General features: G+C 37.7%; 15 protein-coding genes and 2 other annotated features. Of the genes, 9 read left to right on the top strand and 6 right to left on the bottom strand.

Translation table 11 applies throughout. From position 1 onward, the window contains the following. Positions 1 to 50 precede the first annotated feature (50 nt). From LDK52_RS11845 to leuS, 5 genes are all read left to right on the top strand, one after another. A complete protein-coding gene (locus tag LDK52_RS11845; RefSeq protein WP_277586182.1) occupies positions 51 to 1382 on the top strand; it encodes a GntP family permease in 1332 nt (443 codons plus the stop codon). A 46-nt stretch (positions 1383 to 1428) separates the two neighbouring features. Further along, complete coding sequence (locus tag LDK52_RS11840) at positions 1429 to 2196, top strand: 3-hydroxybutyrate dehydrogenase (protein WP_277586181.1); 768 nt, start codon at positions 1429 to 1431, stop codon at positions 2194 to 2196. 173 nt (positions 2197 to 2369) lie between these two features. Then, a complete protein-coding gene (locus LDK52_RS11835; protein WP_277586180.1) occupies positions 2370 to 3059 on the top strand; it encodes a CoA transferase subunit A in 690 nt (229 codons plus the stop codon). A gap of 13 nt (positions 3060 to 3072) precedes the next feature. Continuing rightward, positions 3073 to 3726, top strand: coding sequence for a 3-oxoacid CoA-transferase subunit B (locus LDK52_RS11830; protein ID WP_277586179.1), 654 nt, complete (start codon positions 3073 to 3075; stop codon positions 3724 to 3726). 47 nt (positions 3727 to 3773) lie between these two features. Continuing rightward, positions 3774 to 3986, top strand: a binding site (T-box leader). A gap of 226 nt (positions 3987 to 4212) precedes the next feature. After that, positions 4213 to 6624, top strand: a complete 2412-nt coding sequence (leuS, locus tag LDK52_RS11825) for a leucine--tRNA ligase (protein WP_277586178.1) — start codon at positions 4213 to 4215, stop codon at positions 6622 to 6624. Positions 6625 to 6763: 139 nt separating this feature from the next. Here the strand turns inward: leuS and LDK52_RS11820 are convergent, their stop codons facing one another. Then, positions 6764 to 7423, bottom strand: a complete 660-nt coding sequence (locus tag LDK52_RS11820) for a hypothetical protein (RefSeq protein WP_277586177.1) — start codon at positions 7421 to 7423, stop codon at positions 6764 to 6766. Further along, the gene (locus LDK52_RS11815; RefSeq protein ID WP_277586176.1) at positions 7416 to 7940 is read right to left on the bottom strand and encodes a sigma-70 family RNA polymerase sigma factor; all 525 of its coding nucleotides are present in this window, start codon (positions 7938 to 7940) and stop codon (positions 7416 to 7418) included. The genes LDK52_RS11820 and LDK52_RS11815 overlap by 8 nt, the downstream gene beginning before the upstream one ends. 206 nt (positions 7941 to 8146) lie before the next feature. On the opposite strand from LDK52_RS11815, the gene LDK52_RS11810 reads away from it, so the two are divergent. Beyond that, positions 8147 to 8854: a DNA alkylation repair protein gene (locus tag LDK52_RS11810; RefSeq protein ID WP_277586175.1), complete on the top strand. Its 708-nt coding sequence runs from the start codon at positions 8147 to 8149 to the stop codon at positions 8852 to 8854. A gap of 206 nt (positions 8855 to 9060) precedes the next feature. Here the strand turns inward: LDK52_RS11810 and LDK52_RS11805 are convergent, their stop codons facing one another. The 3 genes from LDK52_RS11805 to LDK52_RS11795 all read right to left on the bottom strand — a co-directional run bounded on the left by LDK52_RS11805 (position 9061) and on the right by LDK52_RS11795 (position 12614). Further along, a complete protein-coding gene (locus LDK52_RS11805; RefSeq protein ID WP_277586174.1) occupies positions 9061 to 9648 on the bottom strand; it encodes an anthranilate synthase component II in 588 nt (195 codons plus the stop codon). Continuing rightward, a complete protein-coding gene (gene trpE, locus LDK52_RS11800; RefSeq protein WP_277586173.1) occupies positions 9645 to 11033 on the bottom strand; it encodes an anthranilate synthase component I in 1389 nt (462 codons plus the stop codon). The genes LDK52_RS11805 and trpE overlap by 4 nt, the downstream gene beginning before the upstream one ends. A gap of 62 nt (positions 11034 to 11095) precedes the next feature. Continuing rightward, positions 11096 to 11327: a binding site (T-box leader), on the bottom strand. A gap of 24 nt (positions 11328 to 11351) precedes the next feature. Then, positions 11352 to 12614, bottom strand: a complete 1263-nt coding sequence (locus LDK52_RS11795; protein ID WP_277586172.1) for a BaiN/RdsA family NAD(P)/FAD-dependent oxidoreductase — start codon at positions 12612 to 12614, stop codon at positions 11352 to 11354. A gap of 330 nt (positions 12615 to 12944) precedes the next feature. On the opposite strand from LDK52_RS11795, the gene LDK52_RS11790 reads away from it, so the two are divergent. After that, on the top strand, positions 12945 to 14561 hold the full coding sequence (locus LDK52_RS11790) for a putative polysaccharide biosynthesis protein (RefSeq protein WP_277586171.1): 1617 nt from the start codon (positions 12945 to 12947) through the stop codon (positions 14559 to 14561). Between the two features lie 9 nt (positions 14562 to 14570). Next, entirely contained in the window at positions 14571 to 15275 is a 705-nt protein-coding gene (locus LDK52_RS11785) for a pseudouridine synthase (RefSeq protein ID WP_277586170.1), read from the top strand. Positions 15276 to 15330: 55 nt separating this feature from the next. On the opposite strand, the gene LDK52_RS11780 is transcribed toward LDK52_RS11785, so the two are convergent. Then, entirely contained in the window at positions 15331 to 15552 is a 222-nt protein-coding gene (locus tag LDK52_RS11780; RefSeq protein ID WP_093536820.1) for a DeoR family transcriptional regulator, read from the bottom strand. A 942-nt stretch (positions 15553 to 16494) separates the two neighbouring features. Between LDK52_RS11780 and pepV the strand changes: the two genes are divergently transcribed. Next, the gene (gene pepV / locus LDK52_RS11775; RefSeq protein ID WP_277586169.1) at positions 16495 to 17889 is read left to right on the top strand and encodes a dipeptidase PepV; all 1395 of its coding nucleotides are present in this window, start codon (positions 16495 to 16497) and stop codon (positions 17887 to 17889) included. Positions 17890 to 17902: the final 13 nt, after the last annotated feature.

Here is a 17902-nt window from a genome sequence, read left to right as displayed (position 1 = left end):
TTAGAACGCTTATTATTCTATCTCGAAATAAAATAAAGGGGGACTTGTTAATGGAAGCATTAAGTATGATTGGTTTAATTGGAGGCTTAGCTTTACTAATAATTTTGACTATGAAGGGAGTTAATATATTAATAGCTGGACCTATCTCGGCACTTGTTGTCGCTTTAACTAGTGGAATGCCATTATTTTCTCAGATTGCCGGCAAAGATGAAGCAGATTTTGTGACTAGTTATATGTCTGGATTTACGGGATTTATTGCATCTTGGTATATGATGTTCTTACTCGGAGCAGTATTTGGAAAAGTCATGGAGGATAGTGGTGCAGCAGATTCCGTATCCAAATGGATAGTTGGTAAACTAGGAATGAAGTATGCAGTGCTTGCTATTGTTCTTGCCTGTGCTGTATTAACATATGGAGGAGTAAGTCTATTCGTAGTAGCGTTTTCTGTATATCCAATGGCCATTTCTCTATTCAAACAAGCGGACTTACCTCGTCGTTTTATACCAGCGACATTAGCGCTAGGGTCTGTAACATTTACGATGACATCTGCGGGTTCACCTGAAATTCAAAACTGGATTCCAATTCAATATTTAGGGACGAATGCATATGCTGGCTGGGAAGTAAGTATTATTGTCGCTGTATTTATGGCGACTTTTGGGTATTGGTGGTTGAAACGAATTATCTCGAAGGCAGTTAATAAGGGAGAACGTTTTATTGACCGTGAAACATATCCAACATTTGATACAAAAAGAAATCTACCGAATCCATTTTTAGCAATGACTCCATTAGTAGTTGTGCTTCTAATTTCTTATATTTTCCATAACAGTCTTGCGCAATCTGCCTTAATAATTGCATTACTTGGTGGTGTAATTACAACTTATATTGTTGGAAGAAAATACTCCCAGAATTTCTGGGAGGCAATTTCGGCAGGTACTGTCGGAGCAATCATAGCAATTGGTAATACTGCAGCAGTAGTAGGTTTTGGGGGAGTTGCTAAAAACGTACCTGCATTTACAACTGCCGTGGAAGCGATGACAAATATCCCTGGTTCACCATTAATCGGAGCAGCTATAGCAGTATCTGTAATTGCTGGAATGACAGGTTCTTCATCAGGTGGTCAAACGATTGCATTGCCATTGTTAGCACCACACTATATGGATATGGGTGTAAACACAGAAGCTTTACACAGGGTCGTTGCAATATCTTCCGGTGCTCTTGATTCGTTGCCACATAACGGGTATGTCGTAACTACCATTCAATCAATATGTGGAGAAAAACATAGTGCTGCTTATTGGCCAGTAGCTGCAACAACTGTGGTAGTTCCAATACTTGGTGTAATAATTGCCATTGTACTCTTCTCTTTTGGATTTGGATTAGGATGATAATTTTCAATAATTTTTATACGACAAACTTTGTGGGGGTAAACAAATGGTAAAAGATAGAGTGCTTCTTATAACTGGGGCAGCTCAAGGGATTGGATTGGAGATTGCTCAGGAGTTTTATAAAGCTGGTGCGATTGTAGTATTAACTGATATTAATGAAGAACAAGTAAAAGTAGCTGCCAAACTATTAGGTGAGGAAGTATTAGGTCTTAAGTGTGATGTGACAGTGGAAGAAGATATAATTAATTCTATTAATGCCACTGTAGAAAAGTACGGGCGTATTGATATTCTTATTAACAATGCAGGGATGCAGCATGTTGCGATGCTGGAAGATTTTCCAACTGAACGTTTTGAGTTGTTGCTAAAAATAATGTTAACAGCACCGTTTATAGCTACTAAACATGTTCTTCCATATATGCGGAAGAATGGATTTGGCAGAATTATTAATATGGCCTCTATTAACGGTTTAGTTGGTTTTGCTGGTAAAGCTGCCTATAATTCAGCTAAACATGGCGTAATTGGACTTACGAAAGTTGCCGCTCTTGAGACAGCAGCAGATGGGATTACAGTAAATGCTGTTTGTCCAGGATATGTGGATACACCACTTGTTCGTAATCAATTTAAGGATTTAGCAAAAGTACGTAATGTTCCAGTTGAATCTGTTTTAGAAGATGTGTTATATCCTTTAGTTCCACAGAAACGATTGTTAGATGTAAAAGAAATTGCAGATCTCGCTTTGTTTTTAGCTAGTGATGCAGCTAAAGGAATGACGGGTCAAGCAGTTGTTTTAGACGGTGGCTACACGAGTCAATAAATTTCATTACTTATATAAACGCCCGATTTAATAGTCGGTGCGTTTTTATAAGGATGTAGGTAAATGGAATAAGGATCTATCTTGGAACAGAACTAGGAAATAGATTGCTAAGTTGTCGGATATTTGAGAAAATAAGAATGTATCAAGCTTACAAAGGAAAGGGGATTGGGAGCATGAAACCTATTTATAATTCAGCTAAAGAAGCTGTTGCAGGAGTGCAAGATGGAATGACACTAATGGTTGGAGGTTTTGGTCTTGTTGGAATTCCAGAGCAGTTAATATTAGCATTAGTCGATAAAGGTGTGAAGGACTTAACGGTTATCTCCAACAATTGTGGGGTGGATGAGTGGGGTCTAGGACTACTACTTAAAAATAAACAGATAAAGAAAATGATTGGTTCATATGTTGGAGAAAATAAAGAGTTTGAGAGACAGGTAATTTCCGGAGAGATAGAAGTGGAATTGACACCACAAGGAACGTTAGCAGAGAAAATCCGTGCTGGTGGTGCAGGGATTCCAGCATTCTTTACTCCAGCTGGTGTTGGAACTATAGTAGCGGAGGGAAAAGAAGTTCGTGTATATGATGGCAAGGAGTATGTACTGGAAGAGGCACTTCGAGCTGATTATGCTTTCATACGAGCAGCTAAGGCAGACAAGTTTGGTAACCTTATTTATAATAAGACAGCACAAAACTTCAATCCAATGATGGCAGCTGCAGGTAAAATTACCATTGCGGAAGTAGAAGAAATTGTGGAAACAGGAGATTTAATTCCAGCTCAAATACATACACCGAGTATTTATGTTCAAGGTCTATTTCAAGCACAACAGGAAAAAAGAATCGAACGTTTAACGACACGTTCTTAAGGAGGAGTTTCGATTGAATACACGTGAAAAAATTGCAAGAAGAGCAGAAAAAGAAATCGAAAATGGAAACTACGTAAACCTGGGAATTGGAATTCCAACTTTAGTAGCGAATTTCATCTCCCCCGATAAAACGGTCGTTTTACAATCTGAAAATGGTTTACTTGGCATTGGACCATATCCGACCGAGCAAGAAGTAGACCCTGATCTTATAAATGCTGGGAAGGAAACAGTTACTACTATACCCGGCTCTGCTTTTTTTGATAGTGCAGAGTCATTTGCGATGATTCGCGGAGGTCATGTAGATGTAGCCATTTTAGGTGCGATGGAAGTATCTGAAAAAGGTGATCTTGCTAACTGGATGATTCCAGGGAAGATGATTAAGGGCATGGGAGGAGCAATGGACCTAGTGCACGGTGCTAAAAAAATTATCGTCATTATGGATCATTGTGCAAAGGACGGTTCTCCGAAAATAAAAAAACAATGTGAATTACCTTTAACAGGTAAGGCAGTTGTGAATAAAATAATAACAGAACGGGCAATGATAGAAGTAACAGAAAGTGGACTTGAACTAAAAGAAGTTTTCGAGGGCTATTCAGTTCAAGATATTATTGATGCTACCGAAGCAGAGCTTATTATTAAAGATGTGAAAGAAAATGTGGCTATTTAACATCAGCTTGTATTTTATACCGTAATCCATTATGATAAATCTAATAGAAGTCGACTGTGAAAAGGATTAGTAGGTAAATCTCGTTTCTTTAGAGAGCTAACGGATGGTGCAAGTTAGCGTTACGAATTATTGAACTCGCCTTAGAGTCTGTGTAAGTGAACTGATAGTAGCTTATACCGTTTTCCGCGTTAAGGAATCAAGTTGAGTGAAGTTTTCACTAATTTGGGTGGTACCGCGTGAGTATATCTCTCGTCCCTTAGTTTTTTAAGGGGCGAGTTTTTTTATTTCTAGCTTCAACGCCTAGCCCCTCGAGTCGCTTCAGAATTTCAGCAAAGGCAAAGGACGCCTTTACATGAAATTCTTCCAGCGCTTGTCGGTTGCACACAGGATGTGGGTCAGTCAGTCGTTGCGACAGGATGTCGCGAACTTAGGCTGACTTCCAAAGATAGGCGTTTCCGCTTTTTATACATTTAAGGAGGAGTTATGATGAGCTTTAATCATGAATCAATTGAAAAGAAATGGCAAAAATATTGGCAGGAAAATAAGACGTATAAAATGACAGATGATCCTTCTAAACCAAAATTTTATGCATTGGATATGTTCCCTTATCCTTCAGGAGTTGGCCTACACGTAGGGCATCCACTAGGGTACATAGCAACGGATATTCTAAGCGCTTTTAAACGTAAACAGGGCTATAACGTTCTTCATCCGATGGGGTGGGATGCTTTTGGACTTCCAGCAGAACAATATGCAATCGATACTGGAAATGATCCTGCAGAATTTACGGCGAAAAATATTGCCACATTTAAACGTCAAATGATGGATTTAGGATTCTCATTTGACTGGGACAGAGAAGTAAATACGACAGATCCTTCTTATTATAAATGGACACAATGGATTTTCATTCAGCTGTATAAAAAAGGTCTTGCATATGTCGACGAAGTGCCAGTAAACTGGTGCCCAGCTTTGGGAACTGTTTTGGCAAATGAAGAAGTAATCGATGGTCTATCTGAACGTGGAGGGCATCCAGTAGAACGTCGCCCAATGCGTCAATGGGTACTTCGAATAACTGCTTATGCCGATAGACTTTTAGAGGATTTAGATGATCTTGACTGGCCAGAAAGCTTAAAAGAAATGCAACGAAATTGGATTGGGCGTTCTGAAGGTGCAGAGCTTACATTTGAAGTAGATGGTACAAATGAATCCTTCCGTGCATTTACAACACGACCAGATACTATTTTTGGTGCAACTTATGCAGTATTAGCACCTGAACATAAGCTTGTGGATGTAATTACAACAGCTGACCAAGCAGATGCAGTGCAAGCTTATAAAGATCAAGTGATATTGAAAAGTGACTTAGAACGTACAGATCTTGCAAAACACAAAACAGGCGTATTTACAGGTGCTTATGCGATTAACCCGGTAAGTGGCGAAAAAATGCCGATTTGGATTGCGGATTATGTGTTAGCAACATACGGAACAGGGGCTATTATGGCAGTTCCTGCGCATGATGAGCGTGACTTTGAGTTCGCAAAACAATTTGATCTACCAATCGTGGAAGTAGTTTCTGGTGGGGATATCGCAAAAGAAGCTTACACAGCAGACGGTACGCTTGTTAACTCAGAGTTTTTGAATGGCTTAAATAAACAAGAAGCGATTGCTAAAGCGATTGAATGGTTTGAAGCAAACGGTAAAGGTGAGAAGAAAATCACGTTCCGTTTACGCGACTGGTTATTCAGCCGTCAACGTTATTGGGGTGAGCCAATTCCAATCATCCATTGGGAAGATGGTACTTCTACACCTGTAGAGGAATCAGAATTACCATTAATGCTTCCGGTAACAACGGATATTAAACCTAGTGGAACAGGCGAATCACCACTTGCTAATATTACGGAGTGGATAAATGTTGTAGATCCAGTAACAGGCAAAAAAGGTCGTCGGGAAACGAATACAATGCCTCAGTGGGCAGGTAGCTGCTGGTATTACTTACGCTATATTGATCCAAACAATGACGAAGCACTTGTCGATCCAGAACTTGCTAAACGTTGGCTTCCAGTTGACATTTATGTAGGAGGAGCAGAGCATGCAGTCCTTCATTTATTGTACGCACGCTTTTGGCATAAATTTCTTTATGACATAGGTGTTGTAACTACGAAAGAGCCATTCCAAAAACTATTTAACCAAGGAATGATTCTAGGGGAAGGTAACGAGAAAATGTCCAAATCAAAAGGGAATGTAGTTAACCCTGATGATATCGTGACAAGTCATGGTGCTGATTCACTTCGTCTATATGAAATGTTCATGGGACCACTAGACTCTTCGAAACCATGGTCTACAAACGGATTAGATGGTTCAAGAAGATTCTTAGATCGTATTTGGCGTCTACTTGTAAATGAAGATGGTAAACTGAGTGCTAAAGTTACAGACACTTCTTCTGATAATATGGAAAAAGCATATCATCAAACAGTTAAAAAAGTAACGGAAGACTTTGAAGCAATGCATTATAATACAGCTATTTCACAAATGATGGTATTTATCAATGAAGGCTATAAAGCAGAGCAAATTTCAAAAGAATATGTAGAAGGTTTTGTGAAACTTATTTCTCCAATCGTTCCGCATATTGCAGAGGAGCTTTGGAGTATTCTTGGACATAACGATACAATCGTGTATGAAGAATGGCCAACATTTGACGAATCTAAATTAGTAGACAATGAAGTAGAAATTCCTGTTCAAATTAAAGGGAAAGTTCGTGCAAAATTGACTGTTGCTAAAGATGCAACAAAAGAAGAGTTAGAAGCATTAGCGCTTGCTTCTGAACAAGTCCAACAATGGTTGGAAGGCCAAGAAGTGAAGAAAATTATTGCGATTCCAGGTAAAATGATCAATATCGTCATTTAATGTAGCCTGATCATAAGTAAAAAAGATGGATTAAAATCATCCCAACTCTATGTTTTTCTTAGAGCTGGGATGATTTTTTGTTGGTTTTTATGGTTGAAGATACCATTGATTTGTAATTGGGCCAGTAATTTTCTAAAACCTAATCTAAAATCTGTTCTATTTTTGGGAAATCTGGATTTTCTAAGAGGTCCATGCCACCTCGCATTAGATATAAGTAAAGAGTTCCGTCTGCAATGATTGTTGCTTTTAATAGCAGACCAGTTTCCTTTAAGTAGAAGTAACGGTCATTACCACTCGTTGGAGTAAGAAATTTAAACCCGTTGTAATTATTAAATAAATTGTCAAAGTAGGTTTCATCTACTTTCATAAATATTATTGAATCTAATTTGTCTTGATAAAAATAAAATCTCGCAATACCTTCATAATCTAATATAAAGTCAGCAATACTTCCATCCTCTTGATATTCTACGGAATAATTTTCACCTAAGTGTTCAATTACTTTTGATTGTGAGTCACCTAATGTCACTCCATTAAGATAAAGTAAACCTTGTTCTTCTGAGAATGTGGGTTTAGTAAAATCTAATTGCAGTTTGGTTGCAGACTGCTGTTCCGTTTCCATAAAGGTTTCGTTTAAGACAAAAAGCATTGCAATCATTATCAAAATAGTAGTAATCACTACATATCTCCATTTATATTTTGGTTTTACCTGGTTATGTTCTATCTCATCCACTACGTTTCGCATAACTCGCTGTTTACTGACTGTTAAATCTTTTACTTCAGTAGGAATATATTTATTCATGTAAAAGTACCTCCCATTCTATTCCTTTCAGCTTATTTTTTAATAGTTCTTTACCACGCCTCAATCGAGTTTTTACAGTACCTTCTGGAATAGATAAAATATGTGCAACCTCAGCAATAGTCATTTCATTGAAATAGAAATAGATTAGAACTTCGCGCTGTTTTAAAGGCAATTCAAGGATTGCTTCTCCAATTATTGCTTGCTCGTCTTTTCTAACTAATTCATCTGTATTTCGTTTGCTAGCTGGTGAAAAAAATTTATTTTGTAGTTGTACTTTTCTATAAGCCCAGCTTTTCAAGTAATCTTTGCTTTTATTAACAGTCATTGTTGTTAAAAAGGCCTTTAACTCACCGCGTTCTTCGTAAGAGTTCTGATTATGATAAAATTTGATAAATACATCTTGTACGATATCCTCTGCAGCTTGGAGATCCTTCACGTAGTAATAAGCCAAGCGTATTAAGGGTTCTGTATATTGAAACATTAATTCTTTTAAGTCATTAATATGTATCAAAATCACAACTCCTTTCGTTATGTATTAAACGATTCCTAATACATTAAAGTTTGGATTTTATAAAAAAAATTTAAACGGACGTTTAATGGTGAATAAATCTTATATGGAATAGGTAGTTTACTGACAAATAGTAGTCTTTTATAGGATAATGGAGATGTATTCGATAAGCAAAAGATGGAGTGAAAACTTTGAAGAGAAGGAAGTGCTAATGGATGAATTTAGAAGAGGTTATGCAGGAGCTTGAAGCCCTTGGCAAGGAACGAACTAAAAAAATATATTTATCCAATGGAGCGCATGAACCGCTTTTTGGCGTGGCAACAGGTGCTATGAAGCCAATGTCAAAGAAAATAAAAATAAATCAAGTATTAGCTGATGAGCTTTATGCAACTGGGAACTACGATGCGATGTATTTTGCAGGTATTATTGCAGACCCAAAAGCGATGACGGAGTCGGATTATGATCGTTGGATGGACACGGCGTATTTTTATATGCTATCCGATTTTGTAGTAGCCGTTACTTTATCCGAGTCAGATATTGCTCAACAAGTTTCTGATAAATGGATTGCAAGTGGTGAAGAGCTGAGAATGTCAGCAGGTTGGAGTTGCTACTGCTGGCTTTTAGGAAATCGAAAAGATGTTGAGTTTTCGGAAAGTAAAATTTCCAATATGCTTGAAATGGTGAAAGCTACGATACACGATTCACCGGAACGAGCAAAATCTGCTATGAATAATTTTGTGAATACCGTGGGGATTTCCTATTTACCACTTCATGAGCAGGCAGTCGAGATAGCCAAGGCAATCGGTATAGTAGAAGTGAAACGAGACAACAAAAAAAACAGCTTGCTAAATTCTTTCGAAAGTATTCAAAAAGAAGCTGACAAAGGAAGGCTTGGTTTTAAACGAAAGCATGTTAGATGTTAATACCAACATTTGAAAAGCCGCACTCTCCCAAGTAGGGGAGAGTGGTTTTTTTCCGTTTTATGGTTATTCCAACTAGGATGCTCATTATTCCAACTAAACCCTCCGAAATTCCAACTAAACAGCTCAATATTCCAACTAAACTCGATTTCCAAGTTTTGCGGACAAAAAAAAGCCCCTAGAATGATCCTAGGAGCTCAAATTATTGCTTATTTTACATAATTTCTTTCGAGTGCTTCGATAAATGACTGCATCATTCGGCTACCGTGCTCCGTCCCAATTGATTCCGGATGAAATTGAAGTCCGTAAAGAGGGTAGTCGATATGTTTGATCGCCATTATTTCATTGTCGTCCTCTGCTCTTGCAAGCACTTCGAGTTCAACTATTAATGACTCTTCTTCAATAACAAGCGAATGATAACGCATGACGGAAATTGGCTCATCGAAGGATTCGAATAGTGCTTGTTTTCTATACGATAATGTCGACATTTTTCCGTGCATAATCGTTTTTGCCTGGACAATTTTTGCTCCAAAAGCAGCCCCAATCGATTGATGACCAAGACATATGCCTAAAATAGGATACTTTTTGTATAGCTTCTGAATAATTTCAATCGAAATCCCTGCATCGACAGGAGTGCCTGGTCCGGGAGAAATAATAAGGGCCTCAGGATTCATTTCTTCTATTTCACTAATAGAAATAGCGTCGTTACGAACAACTTTTACTTCTTTGCCAAGCATGCTTACTTGCTGATATAAGTTATACGTAAAAGAATCATAGTTATCGATTAATAAAATCATCGTTGCACCTCCAAAAGAGCCTTTGCTTTGTGAATCGTTTCCTCATATTCACTCTTTGGAATAGAATCATGGACAATACCGGCTCCCGCTTGAACATGTGCATAATGATCCTTAACAACCATTGTTCGAATGGCAAGTGCTAAATCCATATTACCTGTCACGGAAATATAGCCAACTGCTCCTGCGTAAACACCGCGTTTCATAGGCTCTAAATTATTGATAATCTGCATGGCTCTAATTTTCGGTGCACCAGATACAGTTCCCGCCGGTAAGCAGGTAGTTAACACATCTAGAACATGGGCATTTTCTTTCAATCGACCAGTAACCTCGGACACAATATGCATGACATATTTGTAGTACTCAACTTTCATATATTTCTCAATCTGAACTGTTCCGATTTCTGCAATTCTACCAATATCATTACGTCCTAAATCGACGAGCATCCGATGCTCTGCAACTTCTTTTTCATCACTTAATAGCTCATTTGCAATGCGAGTATCTTCCTCAACCGTTTTTCCGCGTGGCTTTGTTCCAGCTATAGGATTCGTTGTTACTAATCCATTTTTTACCTTTACTAAGCTTTCAGGAGATGTTCCTAAAATAGTATAGGCCTCAAAGTCCAAATAGAACATATACGGAGATGGATTGGAAGTACGAAGCTGTCTATACAACGAGAAAGGGTCTCCGTTAAAAGGAGAAGTAAAACGCTGAGATAAGACAACCTGGAATATGTCGCCTTTTAAAATATGTTCCTTTGCTTTTTCTACCATATCCGTAAAGTCTTGCTCTTGAATCTGTGGTCCAAAAGCGAGCTTAGGCTCTATAATTTCAGGAATGATCGGTCCTTGCTGAAGTTCAGCGTAAATCTTTTCTATTGCGGTAGTCATCCTATTGTCAGTACGTCCATTTTGGAATAAATCGATAGCGGCAATGGAAACAGTTTGTTTTAAATGATCGAAAATAATAAATGTGTCGTAAAACATGACATGTACATCAGGCATTTCTAATTCATCACTTAATAGATTTCCTATTTTCTCATTATAAAAGGCAGTTTCATAGCCAAAATAACCAATAGCTCCTCCAAAAAAAGAAAATGGATACGGCTCTGGATGTATCGGCATCATCTTTTTAAGCTTTTCTATGACGGATATTTGCTCTCGTTCAATTTCTCCATTTTCTAAAGATAAAGAATATCCATGCTGGTCCCCAGTTAATTCACCAATAGGGTCGACTGCTATAAAGGAATATCTTCCACTTTCCTCATGTTTTGCGGAGGATTCAAATAACATTTTTTTCTTGCCTTGCAAGGAATGATAAATGGAAATAGGAGTCATCATATCCCCTTGAATTTCTTTCATTTGATAGCTTCTCGTCTCAACTGTCATTGCTCAGCTCTCCTTTTTTCAGGCTAATCTCATCTCAACTAAACACAAAAAGGCCCCCCATCGAAAAGGACGGAGAGCCGTGGTGCCACCTTTATTGATTACTATTGTAATCCACTTATTGCAACCAAACAGTTGCGAGTCCTATAACGTAGACGGACGCCAAAACCTACTGAGTTTAACTGTTCAGCTTTGGAGCTAAGAAGCCCATTCACTTTATTGCCAGCACTGACTCGCACCTGTCGTCAGCTCTCTAGAGCATTTCATAAAGTTACTATTCTTCCTTATCGCTTGTTATCGTCTATTGTATTATAAGTTATCTTAAAATTCAATCGATTTTGCGGCACTCATTCCAGCAATTTTTCCTGTTACAAGGGCCGATGTGATATTATAGCCACCTGTGTATCCGTGGATATCTAATATTTCCCCACAAAAATATAGTCCAGCCTTTTTCTTTGAAGCCATCGTTTTGGGTTCTATTTCCTTGATAGAAACACCGCCACCAGTAACAAATGCTTTTTCTAAAGGTTGTGTACCATAAACAAAGACACTAAATTGCTTTAACTCATGTGCCAGTGCACGAATCTTTTCGTGCGGAAGATTTTGACCATCTTCACTTTCCTGAATTTCAACTCGTTGAAGTAAAAATAACAGCCATCTTTCGGGTACAATACCTTTCCACACATTTTTTACTGCCTTTTTGGGATCTTCTTTTAAAGCGGATAGTAACATTTGGAAAGTTTGTTCCTCATTTTGCTCCGGAAGACTATCAATACGAACGGCAACAGGTTGTCCACCGTTTTTCTTCTGTTCCTTCACAACGAACTGGCTACATCTTAAGACAGCGGGACCGCTTAAGCCGAAATGTGTAAACAGCATATCCATCTCATGCGTAATAATTGGTTTTCCTTTTTTGTTTAATACAGATACACCAGCGCCACGAAGTGCAAGACCTTGAAGCTCTTTCGATTGGATAAATGCCTCATTGGACAACAAAGGGACCTCTGTTGGATATAAGTCCGTTACAGTATGACCGGCTTTTTCAGCCCAAGGATAACCGTCTCCAGTTGATCCGGTTTGAGGAACTGCTTTACCTCCGACTGCTACGACGATTGCTCCTGCGGTAATTTCTTCACCAGACGCTAGTCTAATACCAATTACTTTCTCATCATTCATCAATAATTTGGCAACTACGGAATTTAACTTTATTTCTACCTGTAATCTTTTTAATTCATCTAAAAGAGCATTTACAACGTCCATAGCCTTGTTAGAAACCGGGAACATTCTTCCGTGATCTTCTTCCTTTAAAGCAACACCTAAACCTTCAAAGAACTCGATAATATCTTCATTATTAAAAACGGAAAATGGGCTGAATAAAAATCGACCATTTCCAGGAATGTTTTTTACAATTTCTTCTTGAGGGAGTCTATTCGTAACATTACAACGACCGCCCCCAGATATTGCGAGCTTTTTCCCAAGCTTATTTCCTTTTTCTATAAGTAGTACTTTCTTATTTTCAGCACCAGCTGCCGCAGCGGCCATTAATCCGGAGGGACCCCCACCAATTACAATAACGTCATACATAATATATTCACACTTTCGGTTTTTTCTTTATTATACATGATTGTAGTTTTGTTTAGACAGTTGTAAACTGTAAGATAGACATTTTAACTTTATTAAGCAAATATTTTTGTGCGACGTGCTTGCGCAGGAGCAAAAGTCTCCCATTTCTAAAAGTGGTGAGGTTAATGCAAAATATGTATTTAACAAAGGGGTTTTGGAAACCTCTGCTTAATACAGTTAAGACCTTTGGCGGATGCCACAGATTTTTTGGGTGATATTCTCTCAAGCAAGTTCGAGAAACATCGTGGCGCGCATTCGTCGAGGTGAATTTGATAGGAATGGACGGGTTAGATGGCATCGAATTTATTAAAAGGGACAATGATCCTAACGATCGGTCTCTTATTATCAAGAATACTAGGTGTTCTTTACATAATACCTTTTTATCAATTAGTTGGAGAGGATTACATTGGCCTTTACCAATATGCGTACGTTCCATATTCAATAGTGCTTGCTATTGCGGTTTCTGGTATTCCAATAGCCGTTTCAAAGTTTGTTTCCAAATATAACACATTAGGTGATTATGCAACTGGAAGAAAATTGGTGAAATCGAGCATGTTACTTATGATAGTAACTGGTGTGCTTGGATTTCTTGTTTTATATTTTTTGGCAGAACCTATTGCCCGTTTAGTCATAAAAGATGAGGATACATTAATAACTGTTCAGGATGTTGCAACGGTTATAAAGTATGTAAGTTTTGCAGTTATCGTTGTACCGGTGATGAGTTTAATAAGAGGGTTTTTCCAAGGATATCAACATATGACTCCTACTGCTATATCGCAATTGATCGAGCAAATAGTCCGTATTTTGTTTGTACTATCAGGAGCATTTTTGGTTTTAAAAGTGTTTAATGGCACGGAAAAAACAGCTGTATCATTCGCGGTTTTTGCAGCATTTTTAGGAGCAATTGCAAGTTTATTCGTTTTATATCGGTATTGGAAAAAAATAAAACCAGAATTTAATGATTTACTAGAAAGTAGCGGTAATCGGACTTCTAACGTTTCTTTGAAAAATATATATAAGGAAATATTGGTCTATACAGTTCCTTTTGCATTAGTTGGGGTTATAAATCCCCTATTCCAATTTGTTGATATGATAACATTTAATCGGGCTATGGCGATGATTGGCATAAGTGGAAGAGAATCAGGAATTTATCTAGGCATGTTAAATTTAACTACACATAAACTAGTGATGATCCCTGTTATGCTTGCGACTGGTTTTTCTATGGCGTTAGTTCCTTATATAACTAGTTATTACGCTAAACAAGATTTTACTCAAGTAAGAAAATCTTTGGATCAATCTATCCAAATTTTATTGTTCTTAACGGTTCCTGCAGCAATGGGAATTGCTGTTTTAGCAGATGAGTTTTACTTAGTGTTTTATGAAGCGAGTAAAACGGGCGCAACAGTGCTTGCACATTACGCTCCGGTTGCTATTTTATTTGCGTTATATCCAGTAACTACTTCTATCTTGCAAGGTATTGATCGACAAAAGTTAATCATTTTAAACTTATTGCTTGGAATATTGACGAAGCTAGTTCTAAATATGCCGTTTATTAAGTTATTCGAAACAGATGGTGCTATCATGGCTACTGCATGCGGTTATGTTGTCGCAATTGTGTTGAATCTGTTTGCTATTAAAAAGACATTACATTATAAATCAAATATGGTCGTTCGAAGAGTTATGCTTATTTTAATAGTAAATGTAATAATGTTAGCACTTGTATTCATAGTCAAATTAGGATTTGGGCAGTTAATGACAATTGATACTAAGCTTGAAGGATTACTTGTCATAATTGTTTGTGCAGGTATAGGGGCAGCTTTTTATGGATTTGTTACATTACGATTGGGTCTTGCTCAAAAACTATTTGGAGAGAGACTTACCCGTTTTACGAAAAAATTTGGTTTCTAGGAGAATAAAATGCGATTAGATAAATTTCTATCTCATATGGGATATGGTACTAGAAAAGAAGTTAAAATATTAATCAAATCAAAGGCTATTCAAGTAAATGAGGCCGTTGTAAAAGACAGCTCCATACATGTGAATGAGTTAAAGGATAAAGTGTCGGTTTACGGAGATGTAGTGGAGTATAAAGAATTCATCTATTTAATGATGAATAAACCGCCTGGAGTAATTTCTGCAACAGAAGACTCAACGGATCAAACAGTTGTAGATTTATTGGATGAGGATGTACGCCATTTTGAACCATATCCAGTAGGAAGATTAGATAAGGATACAGTTGGACTTCTGTTATTGACGAATGATGGAGCTCTAACACATCGACTTCTATCTCCAAATAAGAATATACCAAAAGTGTATTATGCCAAAGTAGAGGGCGTAGTAGACGAATCGGATATTACAGCCTTTTCCAACGGGGTGATATTGGATGATGGCTATCATACAAAGCCTGGTATACTTAATATCTTAAAAAGTGGTCCTATTTCTGAAATAGAATTATCCATTACAGAAGGTAAATTTCATCAAGTGAAAAGAATGTTTGAAGCAGTGGGGAAACAAGTAGTTTACTTGAAAAGGCTTTCGATGGGGCTACTTGAGTTAGACGATACACTTGTAGAAGGCACATACCGAGAGTTGACAGAAGAAGAGTTAGAGCAAATACAGTAAAAGAATGACCAGGCTTAAGGTTTAAGCTTGGTCATTCTTTTCATATTGATCATATCTAAGATGTCATTTTAACGCGTTTGTTCGTCGTGGTCCATTTCCCTCTTGTTGGGCTAATGATTAAGTCATTAAAAGCAAGCACATTCAAATCTCGTTGAATTGTGCGAGGAGTGATGCCAAATTCATCGACTAAATCTTGTGTTGTAACTGTCCCGTGATCACGGATGAACATATACATGTCTTTTATTCGAGTTAGCATCCGATCAGTAGTTGGTTTCATAAGTAACCACTCCTTCATCATGATATCCCTTGGCTAGACTAGCGGACGACTTGGGTGAAAAGCAACTGAGTAATTGCAATTTACAGCCCCTTTACTAAATGATGGTCAGAATAATTACTTTCTGACAATTCCATTATAGTAGATTTTTATTGAAATTTCCATAGAGATTATGATATTTACAAATAATTCACATATCTCCTAAGAATGGTAACATGCTTCAATTAGCATTACATAAAGGGGTGTTTAAGTTTTTCAGAGAGTAGCTTTATAGAAATTTTGGGGCATTAATTTACTATCAATCAAGTAAGAATCCTTCTTTTTTAAAAGAAAATATATAAAAATGTATCATGTACACTGTGTTTATGTGTGAAAGAATGAATAAATAATACTACTGATTTTCGTTTCAGGTGGACGTTTTCCGCGGGCGTTGCCTCAGCCTCGGACCAACAGGATGTTGGTCATGAAGGCGTTGCCACATAATGTGGCGCACTTAGCCTTCCATCCTTAAACGCTCTGGGGTCTTCGTCTATCGCTTTTCCCGCCGGAGTCGCCACCTTTCACTACAATCAATTAATTGAGTAATACTCAAATAGAAGATAGAGCATAGCCAATCGCTTAGATGATAAGAGTAGTCAAAGTTAATATAATGATAAAACCTTCTGTTGAATTAGGGATACCAATTCTGAAATGAAGGATGAAGAAAGTAGATTTCCTTTTTTACTATTGGAAATAAAGAGATCTAAGAGTGCAGAAGGGCGACGGATAGCCAAACACCAATATCCCTAAAATTCACTCGGTAATCTTATAGTAAAAAACGCCTGCCCAAAGCCCAGTGAAAACGAAGGAACAGGTTTTGAACTTAAAGGACCCGTGGATTTTTTTATGTCTTTTTCTATAAAAAGTGTAAAATGGAATATAAGTATTACTTAGGAGGGAACGAATATGAACTGGTTAGAATTAGCAGAATTAAAAAAAGCCGATATCGTAGCAGAATTACAAAGATTAATACAAATTCCAAGTGTGATGAATGAAAAAGCAGGTAATGAAGAAATGCCTTTTGGTCCTAAACCATTAGAAGCTCTTTTACATATGTTAAATGAAGGCGAGAAAGAAGGCTTTCTAACAAAGAATATTGATAATGTAGCAGGGCATATTGAAATGGGTGAAGGGGAAGATATTTTAGGTATCCTCTGTCATGTGGACGTTGTGCCAGAAGGTAAAAACTGGACATTCCCACCATTTGAAGGGGCTGTCGCAGATGGCAAAGTATATGGACGCGGTGCTATAGACGATAAAGGACCAACTATTGCAGCCTGGATGGCGATGAAATTAGTTAAAGAAGCCGGGGTCGAGCTTTCGAAAAGAGTCCGCCTAATTATTGGAACAGACGAAGAAACTGACTTCCGTTGTATGGATAGATATTTTGCAAAAGAGGAAATGCCTGGGATGGGATTTGCACCCGATGCAGATTTCCCAATTATTAATGCAGAAAAAGGAATCGCTACGCTTATCTTCACTCAAACTGGTTCGCCAGAAACAGAAACAATCCAATTTTTCCAAGCAGGAAAACGTACAAATATGGTGCCAGATGAGGCCTTTGCAGTGATATTTGGTGGTCTACACACGATTAAAGAAAAATTCCAAGCGTTTGCAGCAGACCATAATATTACGGGAGAAGTTACGCAAGAAGGTCCTATGGTTAAAGTGCTTGTAAATGGTAAATCAGCACATGCAATGGAACCAGATGATGGAGTTAATGCTGGAATTATATTGGCGAAATTCTTGCAAAACATTAACTTGACTCCTCATTCAAAAGCATTCGTTAACTTTTTAGTAAATTCCTTCGGCGAAGATAGTAGAGGGCATGCACTGGCACTTTATTTTACAGATGAAATTTCAGGAGATACGACGTTAAATCCAGGGGTTATTCATTACGCACCCACAGAGGGATCTTGTACGCAAGTAAGCATGCGTTATTCGGTAAGCTATCCTTTCGATGAACAATTAAGCGCATGTAGAGAGGTGCTTAGTGGTACAGGTATTACATTAGATTTGGGTACTAATTCTAAACCACATTATGTCGATAAAGAAGATATACTCATTAAAACATTACAAAAAGTATACGAAAAACATACAGGTGAGAAAGCTGAACTATTGTCTATTGGTGGAGGCACATATGCAAGGGTATTAGAAAAAGGCGTAGCATTTGGAATGCTGTTCCCAGGTAGAAAAGATGTAGCGCATCAAGTGGATGAATATGTAGATATTGAAGATTTAGTGAAAGCAACTGCTATTTATGCAGATGCAATAGTGGAACTTGCTGGAAGTTCAAATTAAAAGGGGGAATAAA

It is taken from the genome of Psychrobacillus antarcticus (assembly GCF_029533155.1).
Taxonomy (GTDB): domain Bacteria; phylum Bacillota; class Bacilli; order Bacillales_A; family Planococcaceae; genus Psychrobacillus; species Psychrobacillus antarcticus.
The sequence above is the reverse complement of the archived record's forward strand: the minus strand, read 5'-3'. Positions and strand labels throughout refer to the sequence as shown.